This window comes from Actinomadura parmotrematis, assembly GCF_019458805.1.
GTDB classification, from domain to species: Bacteria; Actinomycetota; Actinomycetes; order Streptosporangiales; family Streptosporangiaceae; genus Spirillospora; species Spirillospora parmotrematis.
The window spans coordinates 167,154-179,977 of the sequence record NZ_JAIBOA010000003.1 but is presented as its reverse complement, the minus strand read 5'-3'; the positions used below and the strand labels follow the sequence as shown (position 1 = coordinate 179,977).

Annotated in this window: 12 protein-coding genes and 1 pseudogene; 8 read left to right on the top strand and 5 right to left on the bottom strand. The window is 71.7% G+C overall.

Annotated elements, in window-relative coordinates; all coding sequences use genetic code 11:
• Positions 1 to 988: 988 nt before the first annotated feature.
• Positions 989 to 1,807: a dienelactone hydrolase family protein gene (locus K1Y72_RS05930; RefSeq protein WP_258571989.1), complete on the bottom strand. Its 819-nt coding sequence runs from the start codon at positions 1,805 to 1,807 to the stop codon at positions 989 to 991.
• A gap of 74 nt (positions 1,808 to 1,881) precedes the next feature.
• On the opposite strand from K1Y72_RS05930, the gene K1Y72_RS05925 reads away from it, so the two are divergent.
• Positions 1,882 to 2,859 carry a GlxA family transcriptional regulator gene (locus tag K1Y72_RS05925; RefSeq protein WP_308286919.1) on the top strand — a complete coding sequence of 326 codons (978 nt, stop codon included), beginning with the start codon at positions 1,882 to 1,884 and terminating at the stop codon, positions 2,857 to 2,859.
• 672 nt (positions 2,860 to 3,531) lie between these two features.
• The gene (locus K1Y72_RS05920) at positions 3,532 to 3,960 is read left to right on the top strand and encodes a nuclear transport factor 2 family protein (protein WP_220164010.1); all 429 of its coding nucleotides are present in this window, start codon (positions 3,532 to 3,534) and stop codon (positions 3,958 to 3,960) included.
• Positions 3,961 to 3,976: 16 nt separating this feature from the next.
• Here K1Y72_RS05920 and K1Y72_RS05915 read toward each other — a convergent pair whose 3' ends face one another.
• Positions 3,977 to 4,489: a CGNR zinc finger domain-containing protein gene (locus K1Y72_RS05915; RefSeq protein ID WP_220164008.1), complete on the bottom strand. Its 513-nt coding sequence runs from the start codon at positions 4,487 to 4,489 to the stop codon at positions 3,977 to 3,979.
• Positions 4,490 to 4,536: 47 nt separating this feature from the next.
• On the opposite strand from K1Y72_RS05915, the gene K1Y72_RS05910 reads away from it, so the two are divergent.
• Together K1Y72_RS05910 and K1Y72_RS05905 are read left to right on the top strand one after the other, a co-directional pair.
• On the top strand, positions 4,537 to 5,691 hold the full coding sequence (locus K1Y72_RS05910; protein ID WP_220164006.1) for an MFS transporter: 1,155 nt from the start codon (positions 4,537 to 4,539) through the stop codon (positions 5,689 to 5,691).
• Positions 5,692 to 5,731: 40 nt separating this feature from the next.
• Positions 5,732 to 6,598 (top strand): alpha/beta fold hydrolase, encoded by an 867-nt coding sequence (locus K1Y72_RS05905; protein WP_220164004.1) that lies wholly within the window; start codon positions 5,732 to 5,734, stop codon positions 6,596 to 6,598.
• A 425-nt stretch (positions 6,599 to 7,023) separates the two neighbouring features.
• On the opposite strand, the gene K1Y72_RS05900 is transcribed toward K1Y72_RS05905, so the two are convergent.
• Positions 7,024 to 8,301 carry a hypothetical protein gene (locus tag K1Y72_RS05900; protein WP_220164002.1) on the bottom strand — a complete coding sequence of 426 codons (1,278 nt, stop codon included), beginning with the start codon at positions 8,299 to 8,301 and terminating at the stop codon, positions 7,024 to 7,026.
• 184 nt (positions 8,302 to 8,485) lie between these two features.
• On the opposite strand from K1Y72_RS05900, the gene K1Y72_RS05895 reads away from it, so the two are divergent.
• Positions 8,486 to 9,124 carry a hypothetical protein gene (locus K1Y72_RS05895; protein WP_220164000.1) on the top strand — a complete coding sequence of 213 codons (639 nt, stop codon included), beginning with the start codon at positions 8,486 to 8,488 and terminating at the stop codon, positions 9,122 to 9,124.
• Between the two features lie 262 nt (positions 9,125 to 9,386).
• On the opposite strand, the gene K1Y72_RS05890 is transcribed toward K1Y72_RS05895, so the two are convergent.
• The gene (locus tag K1Y72_RS05890; protein ID WP_220163998.1) at positions 9,387 to 10,043 is read right to left on the bottom strand and encodes an alpha/beta fold hydrolase; all 657 of its coding nucleotides are present in this window, start codon (positions 10,041 to 10,043) and stop codon (positions 9,387 to 9,389) included.
• Complete coding sequence (locus tag K1Y72_RS05885; RefSeq protein ID WP_220163996.1) at positions 10,040 to 10,981, bottom strand: LLM class flavin-dependent oxidoreductase; 942 nt, start codon at positions 10,979 to 10,981, stop codon at positions 10,040 to 10,042. Before K1Y72_RS05885 ends, K1Y72_RS05890 begins: the two co-directional genes overlap by 4 nt.
• A 102-nt stretch (positions 10,982 to 11,083) precedes the next feature.
• Here K1Y72_RS05885 and K1Y72_RS05880 point away from each other — a divergent pair, with 102 nt between their 5' ends.
• The 3 genes and pseudogenes from K1Y72_RS05880 to K1Y72_RS37540 all read left to right on the top strand — a co-directional run.
• Positions 11,084 to 11,512 (top strand): Ohr family peroxiredoxin, encoded by a 429-nt coding sequence (locus K1Y72_RS05880; protein WP_220163994.1) that lies wholly within the window; start codon positions 11,084 to 11,086, stop codon positions 11,510 to 11,512.
• Between the two features lie 37 nt (positions 11,513 to 11,549).
• A complete protein-coding gene (locus tag K1Y72_RS05875; protein WP_220163992.1) occupies positions 11,550 to 12,233 on the top strand; it encodes a winged helix-turn-helix transcriptional regulator in 684 nt (227 codons plus the stop codon).
• Positions 12,234 to 12,360: 127 nt separating this feature from the next.
• Positions 12,361 to 12,708 (top strand): annotated as a pseudogene (locus K1Y72_RS37540) (suppressor of fused domain protein); the annotation flags it as partial.
• Positions 12,709 to 12,824 lie beyond the last annotated feature (116 nt).

Genomic DNA, 12,824 nt, shown 5'->3' with positions numbered 1-12,824 from the left:
ACCGGGACGCGCAGTGAAGCCAGGCAGGACTGGCGCGGGATAGGAAGTTGGGGGCGCGGGAGGCGAAAGGGATGCCTCTTGACCTGATCACCTCGGGCGCCCAGCAGAGGCGTGGCGTTTCATCGCCAGGTCACACACGACCGCTGGTCGGGGCCGCCGCCGGGTCTCCCGCGCGTCCTAGGGCATTTGGCTAGGCCACAGAGGACAATCGAGGCCTTGCGCCTTCCGGGACACCACCTTCGCCGAGGATGCCTCAAGTTCCGCACCGGCCACAGCCCGGCCAACATGGCCACCCTGCGCAACCTGGCGATCAGCACTCTGCGCCAGCCGGACATCGCAGCGTCTCTGCCGCCCTCCACGCGGCAGTGCAGCGGCACGCTGGGAGATCGGCGGTACCGACATCGGCAAAGTCGCCGGTGACCGCGACCGGGTCATGGCCTGCACTGCGGACTTCCGTAACTTTATTGCCCGCTCCGATCAAGCAGCGCGGCCCGTAACGCTACGTACACAAAAGAAGCGACCAGGCCACATTTCCGGGAGGTGTATTGGCGAGCACGCGGTGAGCACGAACTGCGGACAATCATGCGGGATGGCAGCGCACTCGATGGGCTTCCTACCTGCGAAAATAAGAATCCACAGGACGGCAGACCACTCCAAAACACGCGAGGTTTGGCATTGCTAATGCGGTTTGGGTTTACCGCCCATCCGGGGTTCAAATCCCCGATCCTCCGCACCTGACCAGGGCCTTCGCGCGAGACGAGCGTCTCCCGCGAAGGCCCTGCGGCGTTCCAGATGTCCGTTTTGACGGCTCAACGTGCACAGGATGCGGATGAGGCGTCGCGGAAGTTCGCTCCAGAGCGCGGCATGCGGCGGTTGTGTCTCGGCCGTATCGACATCTTCATGGTCTGCGCCGAAAGGCGGAGGCGTGCTCGGCGGCGGCGCCGGTCGTCGCGGTCCGCTGAGCGGATCGATGGCGTCGGCGAGGCGATCATGGGTGCAGGCGTTCGCGCAGGAAGGCGAGGATCTGGTCTCGGGCTTCCAGGGTGGGATGTCCGTCCTGGTCCACCAGGTGAGCGGTGACGACGCTGTGCGGGGTCCTGACCACTTCACGGAAGAACGGGGGCGGATCGGTGTTGGCGGCGCTGTCGGGAAGGACTCGTGCGTCGAAGGCGTCTCCGAGGAGTGCCCGGTAGGCGTCGAAGCGCTGCCGGGTGCACCAGCGGTCGCCCTCGAAACGGTAGGCCAGGACCGACAGTCCGTCCCGTGCGATGCGTTCTTGGAGCGCTTGTGCGTCCTCGTCGCTGATCTCAAGGCCGGCGGGGTCGTCCAGGGGCAGGGACGGGTGGTTGACCACCGGGGCGATGACGGCCGGTTCGAGCGCCATCGTCAGGGCGAAGTTGCCGGTGAAGCACAGCCCGATCGCGCCGACTCCGGGGCCGCCGCATTCGGCGTGGGCCTTGCGCGCGAGCCCGCGCAGCCAGGCTGTGACGGGACTGGTTCCGCCGCCGGCGAATGCCCGGAACTCCGCGCTGACGCAGGCCCGGCGGATGACCTTCTGGCCCTCCTCGGCCGTGGGGTAGGCGCCGTCGGTCCCGAAGAGCGAGGGAACGTGGACGGTGAAGCCCGCGGCCTGTATCCACCGGGCCAGCCGAAGGACGTCGGGGCTGATCCCGGGCATCTCCGGCATCAGGATGACGGCGGGTCCGGAGCCGGCGACGCGAACCGTCTTCACCGCCCCGTCCACCTCCACCCGGCGGCAGGCGAAATCGGTCATCGGGTCGTCGAGGTGCTCGTCGGCGGTGTCCATGCGACCAGAGTGGCCCGGGGGGCTCGCGCACGGCGACAGGCCCGATCGCCATATTCCGGGGTAATTTCGCCAACGTGAGCGTGAGCGCGTTGAGGGTCGGGATCCTGGCCTATCCGGGTTGTTTCGCCTCCGAAGTGTTCGGTGTGCCCGATCTTCTGACGATGGCCGCGCACGTATCCGGACCGGACGGCGCCGGCTACGAGGTATCGGTCGTCTCGCCCCGGCGGCGCGTCACGGCGTCGGGCGGTACGGTGCTGGCCGTCGCTCCACCGCGCGAGGTCGACGTGCTGGTCGTGCCGGGATTCGAGCTCGTGCCCGGACTCGACGTGGCCGCCGAGCTCGCGGCCCTCGCACCCGAGATCGCGGTGATCCGTGCGCACGCGGCGACGGGCTCGGCCGTCGTCTCGATCTGCGTCGGCGCGTTCCTGCTCGCCGAGGCAGGGCTGCTCGACCGGCGGCGGGTCACGACCGCCTGGCTCTTCGCGGACGAGTTGGCGCGACGCTGTCCGGAAGCCGATGTCCGCCCCGAGCACCTGGTCGTGACCGACGCAGGGGTGACGACCACGGCGGCCTTCAGCGCCATGTACGACTTCGCGCTGGAACTGATCGGCCGGCACAGCGGTGCCCGCGTGGCGCGGGCGACCGCGCGGGTCGCGTTGATCGACGACGCGCGCTCGTCCCAGACCCCGTACGTCGACGCGCGCCTTCTCCCGCAGCCGGGAAACGACTTCTCTCGCAGGGTCATGCGGTGGCTCGACCAGAATCTCGCCGCCCGGTACGACCTGGCCGGGCTGGCCGACGCCTTCAGCGTCAGCACCCGGACGCTGCTGAGGCGCTTCGCGGACGAGACCGGCCGCAGCCCTCTGGACTACCTCCAGTCCTCGCGCGTCCGTCGCGCTCGCCATCTGCTGGAGACCACGGACCGGACCGTCGCCGCGATCTCCGCGGCCGTCGGCTACAGGGACGCCGGAACCTTCGCCGCCCTGTTCGCCCGGCACACCGGACGGCGCCCGAGGGATTACCGCGCGGCCTTCCGGCGTGACATCACCTGACCGACCGTCCCGGAAGCCCCGGAGTTCGAGCGAACCTAAGGTTCTTCAGGCTGAACCCAGGGCTGTCCGATCTCCGCGGGCGAATCCGAACCTCGGGTCCGAGAGGGCCCACATGATGGATGGTCTTGAGGCACCTGATGGGCCGTGACCTGCGGAAAGAGGGTTTCGGCGGATCGCAGAACATGCCCGGGCATCTTAAGCAGGGCGCTGCTCGTGCGGCGGGAGGCCAGGAACTCCTTGATCTCGGTGCGGTCCTCCATGCCCCACGGTATGCGGGCGCCGACGGCTGAAGCAGGTACCGGCGTCACCTGGAACGACAGGCACTGCCGGGGCCGGGCAAAAGAACGTTTGCTGGAGATGGGCCGCTTTGGCGGCCCCGCCCGCTCGGGGCGCGAGGTTGTCCGGCAGTCGCGCTGGTTTCAGGACCATGGGCAGGCCAGGTGCCCGACGAGCGGTCACATCGCACTCGGATCTCTCACCGGTGCCTGGAACCGATGGTTTCTTGACGGCCAACAGCAGCGCCGGCCCGGTCGCCCTCGCTGGTCACCGCCCCCGCAAGGCCCTCGTTCGCGGCTGGTGACGCGTTCGTCAACGGCACCCGTACCGGAAATCCACCGACATGGGCTAACCTTCTAACTAATGATGATCAGTTAGAACCTCGAAGGAGCCCCCATGCCGGACGCACGCCCCCCGGTGCCGCCGTTCACCGCGGAGACCGCCGCCGCCAAGGTCCTGGCGGCCGAGAACGCCTGGAACAGCCGCGATCCGCAGCGGGTCTCGCTCGCTTACACACCCGACTCCTGGTGGCGCAACCGCGACCGCTTCCTGGTGGGACGCGAGGAGATCGTGCGGTTCCTCACCGAGAAGTGGGAGAAGGAACGCGAGTACGCGCTGCGCAAGGACCTGTGGGCGTTCACCGATGACCGGATCGCGGTCCGCTTCACCTACGAGTGGCACGACGCGGACGGCCAGTGGTGGCGCAGCCACGGCAACGAGCTGTGGGAGTTCGACGCGAACGGGCTGATGGCGCGGCGCGAGGCCAGCATCAACGACCTGCCGATCGACGCGGCGGACCGGACCATCTTCGGGCCGCGCGCGTAACCGGGTTCCCGGCCGCTCAGGAGGACGTCCGGGAGTAGTGGGCCCTGGCCTTGGCGCGGTTCCCGCAGCCCGCCATGCTGCACCAGCGGCGGCGGCCGTTGCGGGAGGTGTCGAGGAACCACAGGACGCAGCCCGCGCCGTCGCAATGCCGGATCCTGCCGGGCGGGGCGTCGCGGACCAGGTCGACCAGGGCCCGGGCGACCGTCCAGGCGGGCAGCCAGGCCGGGTCGTCGATCTCGATCGTCTCGGTGGGCCCGGCGCTGTCCAGCCCGGTCCGGATCCGGCCGTGTTCGAGAACCGCGTTCAGGTCGGTGAACCGGTCGTGTTCCAGCGCGATCCGGATCGCCCGGCGCGCCTGGAGCAGCGGCTCGACGGCCGCGGCCGTCGCGGGATCCAGGCCGTGCTCGGCCAGCCACGCCTCGGCCGCCCCCGGCTCGGCCAGACCGTCGACCGGCACGCCGTGCTCCCGCCACTGGGTGTCCACGAGGTCCAGGGGCAGCGGTTCGCCTATCAGCGGTCGGATGCTCATGCCCGATGTTAACCGTTCAATGCAAGTTCGACAGTTAGGAGTCCCACATGCGGCGCGAACGGATCGCCTGGGCGGGACTCGCCGCGATGACGGTGTCCTTCGGCCTCAACTTCTCCATGGGAGTGTTCTTCGCGCCGACCGCCTCCGACTACGGGGTGAGCCCCACCGCGCTCGCCCTCACCGCGGCACTCGGCACGCTGCTGACCGGGCTGGCCCAGCCGTTCATCGGCGGGCTGCTCGACAGGGTGGGCGCCCGCGCGGTGCTGGCCGGCGGGCTCGTCCTGGTCTCGGGAAGCTATCTGACGCTCGCCGTCGTCCAGCAGACCTGGCAGTTCGTCACCGCTTACATGCTGCTCGGCGGCCTCGGGTTCGCGGCCTCCTCCAGCCTGACGGTGACGACGCTGATCGGCCGGGCGCACGGCGACCGAGCGGGCCCCGCCCTGGCCCGTGCGGCCCTGGGCATCAACCTCGGCCAGCTCCTCGGGCCGTGGGCCGCGACCTCCCTGTTCGAGCCGGTGGGCGTCAGGGCCGCCTACGCCCTGCTGGGCTCGGTCGGCATCGCCGTCACGGCCGTGCTCTGGCTCGTCCTGCCCGCCAACCGCTTCACCGTTCGCGGCGGCGTGCGCCGCGGCGAGCCGCTGACCGGCAGGGGCAGGGTCCTCGCGTCGTTCGGGCTGCACGCCGCGACGCTCTACGTCGTCGTCCTGATGCTGCCCGAGCATGCGGTCGAGACCGGCTGGCCGATCGAGGGGGCGGGGCGCCTGGTCGCGGTCGCGGCGGCCGCCGCCGCCGCGACCTCGGCGGCGGTCGTCCGGCTGCTGCGACACCACCGGCCGGAAACCCTGCTGAGGGCGCTGTACGCGGTGCGGGCGGTCGCGCTCGTTCTGGCCGTGGCCGTGCCGGGCGAGACCGTGCTGATCGTCGTCGCGGTGCTGTTCGGCGCGGCGTCCTTCCCGGTGATCCCGCTGACCATGGCGATCGTTTCGCGGGGGCTCGATCCCGCCCGGATGGGCCGCTCCCTCGCACCCGCCTGGGTGATCCACCAGCTATCGGCCGCCGCGGGCCTGGGCGTCGCGACGGCCGTCCACGCGGCGACGGGCGGCTACCGCGGCTACTTCGCCCTGGCCCTCGGCCTCACCGTCGCCGCGGCCCTGCTGCTCACGCCCGCCCGCGCCCCGGAGCCCGCGGCCCGGCGCGCCTGACCGAGTTTTTCCATCGAGTTCTCACCACGAGGAGACGACCATGAGCACCGTCCGCCACCACACCGTCCTGATCGACGGCCGCGAGGTCTTCTACCGCGAGGCCGGCGACCCCGCCAAGCCCACGCTGGTGCTGCTGCACGGCTTCCCGAGCAGCTCGGCGATGTTCCGCGGGCTGCTGCCCGCCCTGGCCGCCGACTTCCACCTGATCGCCCCCGACCACCTGGGCTTCGGCCGGTCCGCCATGCCGCTCGTCGACGAGTTCGACTACACCTTCGACAACCTCACCGACACGACCCTCAAGCTGCTCGACACCCTCGGCGCCGACCGGTTCGCCCTGTACATCCACGACTACGGCGCCCCGATCGGCCTGCGGATCGCCGCCCGCCGGCCCGAGCGGATCACCGCGATCGTCAGCCAGTCCGGCAACGCCTACCTGGCGGGCTTCACCCCCTTCTGGGAGGTCCTGTTCGCCCACGCCGACGACCGTCCCGCCCACGAACCGGCCGTCCGCGAGCTCCTGACCGCCGACGCCACGAAGTGGCAGTACACCCACGGTGTCCCCGCCGACCGCCTGCCCCTCCTCAGCCCCGACGCCTGGACCCTCGACCAGGCCTACCTGGACCGCCCCGGCAACAAGGAGATCCAGCTCCAGCTCTTCGCCGACTACAAGAACAACCTCGACGGCTACCCCGCCTTCCAGGACTACTTCCGCACCCACCGGCCGCCGGTCCTGCTCGTCTGGGGCGAACACGACGAGATCTTCGGCCCCGACGGCGCCCGCGCCTACCTCAAGGACCTGCCCGACGCCGAGCTCCACCTCCTCGACACCGGTCACTTCGCCCTGGAGACCCACACCGAAGAGATCGCCGTCCTGATCCGCGGCTTCCTCGCCCCCGGTGACCGCTGATCATCCGGGCTGGGCCGAACCCGGTCCCGCCCGGCCGTCGGCCGGGCGGGATCGCCGCCTCGATGACCTCCGGGCCCGCGATCGCGTCGCTCAGCGGCACGGGACCGGGCTCCCCGGTCTCGATCGCGGCCGCCACGGGCCGTGACGAGCGGAGCAACGATGATCCGCGCTGACGGTCGTCCCGGCGGTGTCGATACCGCGGCTTCTCGTTCGGATGCGCGTCGAGCGGCCGGTCACCGGCCGGCATCGGCGTTCACCTGCCGTAAGCGCACCGCACACCCGATCCGGTGATCTCTGCGTGACCGGGCCCGGAGGCGTGGCGCGGATTTCCGTTCCTCCGCTCGCCGCGCCCCGGACCGGTGGAGCGGTCGATGCCGGCTGCTCCACCGGTCCCCGAAGCCGGGGCCGCTCGCGGGTGCGGGGCGTCAGACTCCGAGCAGGGAGTAGGTGCCCGTACCGTCCTGCCTGCCGCTGGAGTACTGGCGGATGAACTCACCGTCGGCGTACCGGTCGTGGCCCATCATGGAGCCGGTGTACTTGTTCTGGACGCCGATCCGGTCGGAGCCGGGCACGTCGCGGTAGATGTAGAACCGCTGGAGGTCGTCCTCGGTGCAGGAGGCCGTGTTCAGGACCGCCCGTTCGGTGCCGGCGTCCTGGGCGGCGATGGTCGCGCACCCGCCGCTGCCCCAGTTCCACAGGGTCGCCTCGATGACGCCGTTGGACTCGGTCGTGTTGCACAGCCGCCAGTTGTCCAGGTGGGCGCTGAAGATCGACGAGGGCCGCAGGCGGACGCCGTCGTTCAGGAGCGGTCCGCCCCAGGACAGGGGCTGCCCGGGTACGGCGATCTTGTAGGCGGTGGCGCTGCAGTTGAGGGCGAGGGCCTGCGCGGCGGCCTTGGGCCGGTCGGTGCCGGTGGCGGGCGCCGGGCGCTGCGCGCGGCGGTCCTGGAGCTGCTTGGCCGTCGGCGCCACCGCGCCCGCCGGGCGCTGGGCCTTCGCGGCGGCGCCGGCGCAGTCCAGGAGGCCCTGCGCCTTGGCCATGATGCTGTTGGCGGGCACGGTGTCCTGGCAGCGCACCGCGCCTTCCTCCAGGGTGGTGTAGGTGGTGTAGTCGCCGCCGTCGGGTCCCTGGACCCACTTCAGCGCCCAGCCGCCGTCGCTCTGCTGGACGCGGTTGCAGTTGAGGCTTCCGTAGGTGCCGGTGACCTTCTTGGTGCCCTTGTAGAGGCCGTAGTAGCCGGGCTCCAGGAAGTTCCACGTGAGCGATTGCGACTCGGTGCTGGTGGAGGTGTAGTCCACCTTCACGTTCAGGCCCGCGCTCGCGCCGACCATGCCGAGCGCCTCGACGGCGAAGCTGCCGTGGACGTTGCCGTTGAGGCCGACCGAGACCGCGATGGTGGTCTCGGTGCTGGTGGTGACGGTCTGGGTCCCGGTCGTGCCCGCGGTGACGTACCAGCCGGTGAAGTGGGTGATCGTCGGGGAGACCTCGATGTTCTTGATGATCGGGTGGCGCTGGCCGAGGTCGGCCGCGGTACAGGTCTGGCCGAGCGCGGCCGCCGTCTGGGCGGCGGGCGCGGCCGGCGCGGCGGCGGCCGGTGAGACCGCCAGGCCCATGGCGGTGACCGCGCAGGCGGCCGAGGCGGCGGCGGTCCTGAGGGCCCAGGACGCTCTGCGGGTGCGGCGGGTCGCTCTGCTGGAGCGCATCGTTGTCTTCCCCCTTCTTCCCCGGCCGGACGGGCCGGGACGGTGGCGCGAGGAGCTCTAATAGACAATCATGTCTGTATGACGTCGAAAAGAGAAGGGGGGACCACCGATGGAGCGCGCCGGACGCCCGCCGGCGGCCCGGGGCGGAGCTGTGCACCGAGTCCGAGGGCTACGAGAGGTAACCATGCGCAATTCAAGGTCACTCCGCTGCGTCTCGATCGTCGCGATGGCGGTCTCCGGCACGCTGGCCGCCGCCACGGCGGCGGCCGCCGACCCGACGCCGGCCCCCCGGCGGCACGGGCCGGCGCCGGCGAAGGGGAAGGTGAAGGCCACCGCCAGGCTGGTGTCGCACGGTTTCGACAGGGCCGTGGCGAACGCCCACGGCTACGAGATCGTCCTGCTGGACGGCGAGCAGGCGGCCGTCAAGGTCTCCGACGGGCCGATCCGGCAGGACGGCGTCAAGACCGCCGGAAGCGCCCTGCGGGCCTCCGGCGCACCGGTCAAGTACGGGGACTGCGGGGTGTCGTTCCTGTACTACGCGTCCATGGGCGACCGGAAGGCCGACGTGTACACCGGCTTCGACGTCACCAAGATGGCGCCCGCGGTCGGCTTCACCTGGGAGGTCAGCGTCACCGACAGCATCGGCGTGGGCAGCAGGACCTGGCGGGAGCCGCTGGCCGGCTACTCCTGGGACACGCACTGGGAGACCGAGCACGGGACCACCGGGTACTCCGAGGCCCGGGTCACCGGCGGGAAGGTGGTGCTGGCCGACGGCGAGGTCTGCACCCAGTTCGGCCCCTGGCAGAGCACCACCCTCTACTGAGGTTCCGCCACGCCGGGCACAGGGCGATCGCTCCCCCAACGGCCGAGCGGGCCTCGGCTGTCCGACAGCCGAGGCCCGCGGCCGCGTCCCACGAGTTCCACGGGACCGGGCATGATCATGCGGTGCAGCAGGCCCCCGGTGCGTTCGACGACGCGGCGGTCGTCCGAGGTCGCCGCTGGTCGGGGCGAAGGCACTGCCCGTTCGGAGCTGGAATCCTCGCTCCTCCGTGCCCGATGTTCCTGCGGCGTTCCCGGCGTGGTTTTCAGGTTCGTGCTTCCAGGAGGAGGCGGGCCAGGGCATCGGGGCGGGTGAGCATGACGTCGTGGGGGCCGTGGATGGGGAACGTGCGGTATCCGATGTCCGTGGCGCACCGCTCGAACGGGTAGGCGCTCGGCTCGCAGAGGACCGCGGTGCCGGGGATCCGGTCGACGGCGCCGGTGAGGCGGGTCGGTTCCTCGAAGGTGCGGGCCGGTTGCGGGTGCATGCGGGCGGCGAGCCACGCCGCGTCGTCCGGGTCGTCGATGCCGACGGCGGCGGGCGGCGGGACGGCGATCAGGCCGTCCGACGTGAGGGCGCGCAGCGCCCGCACGAACGGCGCGGGTGCCAGGTCGTACAGGCTCGTCCCGTCCGGTCCCGCCCAGCCGTCCACCAGGACGAGGTGGCGGACGCGTCCGGGCCGCCGGTCGGCGGCCTCCCGCACGACGAGGCCCGCGTAGCTGTGCCCGACCAGCACGATGTCATCGCCGTGGGCGCCGTCGAGCGCCGCGACGACATCGTCCGCGTGGTCGTGGAGGCCGACGTCTCCTTCGCCGAGGGCGGGGGTGAGCGTGCGAGCACCGGTCTCGTTCAGGAACGGGGTCACCCGGTCCCAGGTCCAGGGGCCGTGCCAGGCGCCTGCGACGAGGACGAACGTGGTCATGAGCGGGCCTCCGCTGGGACGAGGGGACGGACGCGACCGGCGAACTCCGCCAGCGCGGCCTCGTGGTCGCCGGTCGCGAAACGGACCACGATGTGGCGGGCGCCCGCCTCGATGTAGCGTGCCAGCCAGGCGGCGGCGTCCTCCGGCGTGCCGGCGAACATCGCCTGGACGGAGGCGACGAACTCCAGCGGCGCGTTGTAGTAGCGCTCGATGCTCGCGCGAAGGCGCTCACGCGCGCGTCCGGGGTCGCCGTCCAGACATAACGTCGCGTACAGGGCCGGGGTGACCGGCCGTTGCGCCGTTTCCCGGATCGTCGCGGCCTCGTCGGCGTAGACGCCGTGCTCGGGCGGGTAGGGCAGCCAGCCGTCGGCGATGCGGGCGACCCGGCGGAGCGCGGGTCCGCCGCCGGCGAGCCAGACCGGCGGGCCCGCGGGCCGGGACGGCGGCGGCGCGATGCGCACGTCCTCGAACGCGACGTGCTCGCCCTGGAAGGAGACGGCCTCACCGGTCCAGAGCAGCCGCATCGCTTCGACCGACTCCTCCAGCCTGCGGTTCCTGGTCGCGAAGTCGACGCCGAGCGCGGTGAACTGCGCCCGGGTGGCGTCGGCCGGGAAGCCCGCGCCCATGCCCGCGATGACCCGCCCGCCGCTGAGCCGGTCGAGGGTGGCGAGCTGGTGCGCGAGCGGGATGGGGTGCCGCAGCGCGGGCAGCAGCACCGCGGTGCCGAGCTCCACCCGGCGGGTGGCCTGCGCCACCGCCGCCAGGACGAGCAGCGGGTCCGCGCGCGGCCGGGTGACGGGGCTCTCGCCCGCCCAGACCGAGTCGTAGCCGAGCGCTTCGGCGCGCACGGCGTGCCCGACGAGGCGGTGCGGGTCGTGCACGCCCGCCGCCGCCTGGTCGCGCGTCGGCAGCAGGTAGCCGAACCGGATGCGCCGCATGGATCACCTCCGATGATCGATTCCGGCCCGAGCCTAGCCATTGACTTCCTATTTTTGAAGTCTAGAATTCATTTTCAAGAAGTTGAACGAGGAGGAACAGCGATGACGGCACCGATCTACACGGCCGAGGCGCGCGTGACGGGAGGACGGAACGGGCGCGGGCGGACGTCCGACGGGCGTCTCGACCTGACGCTGCGGCTGCCCGAGGAGATGGGCGGCGACGGCGCGGGCGTCAACCCCGAGCAGCTCTTCGCCATCGGGTACGCGGCCTGCTTCGGCTCCACGATGGACGTGCTCGGGCAGTTCAAGGGGCTCGCGGCGGGCGACGCCGAGATCGACGCGAAGGCGATGCTCGTCCCTGCCGAGGGCGGCGCCTTCAGGCTGGGCGTCGAGCTGCGGGTGACCCTGCCGTCGCTCGCGGAGGCCGAGGCGGTGGAGCTCGGGCGCGCCGCGCACCGGACGTGCCCGTACTCCAGCGCGATCCGCGGCAACGTCGACGTCGCGATCGTCGTCAACGGGACGGCCCTCTAGCCGGTCCGCCGGCGCTGCGACCTCCTAGAGTGATCCGATGGAGCAGCGGAACTACAACCAGTACTGCGCGACGGCGCGGACCCTCGACCTCGTCGGCGAGCGCTGGACGCTGCTGCTGATCCGCGAGCTGCTGACCGGGCCGAAGCGGTTCGGCGACCTGCAGGCGAACCTGCGCGGCCTCGGCACCGGGCTGCTCGCGGCGCGGCTGAAGCATCTCGAACGGGAGGGCCTCGCCCGCAAGGTGACCCTGCCGCCGCCCGCCCGCACCCCCGCGTACGCGCTGACCGAGGCGGGCGCGGAGCTCGGCCCGGCGGTCCTGGCGCTGGCGCGCTGGGGCATGACGTGGGCGCTCGGCGAGCGGCAGGAGGGCGAGACCTTCCGGCCGGGATGGGCCGTGCTCGGCCTGGAGGCATGCTTCCTGCCGGAGGCGTCGGCCGGGCTGCGCGTGGTGTACGAGTTCCGGGTGGCGGACGAGGTGTTCCACGCGGACATCGCCGACGGGACGGTCCGGATGCTGCACGGGCCCGCGCAGCGGCCCGACGCCTCCGTCACGATGGGCGAGGACGCGCTCATCGCGATCGCGTCGGGCCGGTCGTCGCTGGGCGCGGCGATCGGGGCCGGCGACGCCACGGTGTCCGGGAGCACCGAGGCGATCCGCCGGCTCGGCGAGCTGTTCCGCTTCCCCGAGCCGAAGTCGCGGAAGCCCGAGCAGGCACCGTGACGGCGCCGAGATAGGTTGCCCGCATGACGATCCGGCGCCGGCGCGACGTGGGAACGGCCGGCCGCGACGATGCGCACGCGTCCCTCCGGGCCCACCTGGAAGCGCACTTCCCCGATCATGAGATCGAGTGCGTGAGCGGTGCGCGGGGCCCGATCGGGAAGCGCATCCCCGGATTCCGGATCTTTCGCATCGGGCCGGGTCCCCGCTTCCCCGGCTGGACCTATGTCAGCTCCGGCTGCCGGCAGGTCACCGCCGGCGGGCCCACTACCATGCCGGTCCGCCCGGCCAGCGGCTCGACCACGGCCATGTGGTGCCCGTCGGACGGCCCTGGTCCGATGGTTCGGCCTGCGACCGGTACCTCGTCTCGCTGCCCTACCCGCTCGGTCCCGACTTCGAGGTCTGCTCCTGGCCGGGCGGCCACGTCCGGATCCTGTGGCTCCTGCCCATCACCCCGGCCGAGCGCGATCTATGGCGCGATCAGGGTCTGGAGTTTGGAGACCAGGCTGGAGGAGGCCGGCATCGACTTCTCCGATCCTGGGCGCCCTTCCGCGGTGTGACTTCTCTTGTCCGGAAGCGGTGCCGGGCGGGCGC

Excerpts from the sequence above, each read along its gene's own strand:
- K1Y72_RS05930 (WP_258571989.1), bottom strand. The coding sequence starts at position 1,807 with ATGGACACCGCCGACGAGCACCTCGACGACCCGATGACCGATTTCGCC.
- K1Y72_RS05920 (WP_220164010.1), top strand. The coding sequence starts at position 3,532 with ATGCCGGACGCACGCCCCCCGGTGCCGCCGTTCACCGCGGAGACCGCC.
- K1Y72_RS05915 (WP_220164008.1), bottom strand. The coding sequence starts at position 4,489 with ATGAGCATCCGACCGCTGATAGGCGAACCGCTGCCCCTGGACCTCGTG.
- K1Y72_RS05910 (WP_220164006.1), top strand. The coding sequence starts at position 4,537 with ATGCGGCGCGAACGGATCGCCTGGGCGGGACTCGCCGCGATGACGGTG.
- K1Y72_RS05905 (WP_220164004.1), top strand. The coding sequence starts at position 5,732 with ATGAGCACCGTCCGCCACCACACCGTCCTGATCGACGGCCGCGAGGTC.
- K1Y72_RS05900 (WP_220164002.1), bottom strand. The coding sequence starts at position 8,301 with ATGCGCTCCAGCAGAGCGACCCGCCGCACCCGCAGAGCGTCCTGGGCC.
- K1Y72_RS05895 (WP_220164000.1), top strand. The coding sequence starts at position 8,486 with ATGCGCAATTCAAGGTCACTCCGCTGCGTCTCGATCGTCGCGATGGCG.
- K1Y72_RS05890 (WP_220163998.1), bottom strand. The coding sequence starts at position 10,043 with ATGACCACGTTCGTCCTCGTCGCAGGCGCCTGGCACGGCCCCTGGACC.
- K1Y72_RS05885 (WP_220163996.1), bottom strand. The coding sequence starts at position 10,981 with ATGCGGCGCATCCGGTTCGGCTACCTGCTGCCGACGCGCGACCAGGCG.
- K1Y72_RS05880 (WP_220163994.1), top strand. The coding sequence starts at position 11,084 with ATGACGGCACCGATCTACACGGCCGAGGCGCGCGTGACGGGAGGACGG.
- K1Y72_RS05875 (WP_220163992.1), top strand. The coding sequence starts at position 11,550 with ATGGAGCAGCGGAACTACAACCAGTACTGCGCGACGGCGCGGACCCTC.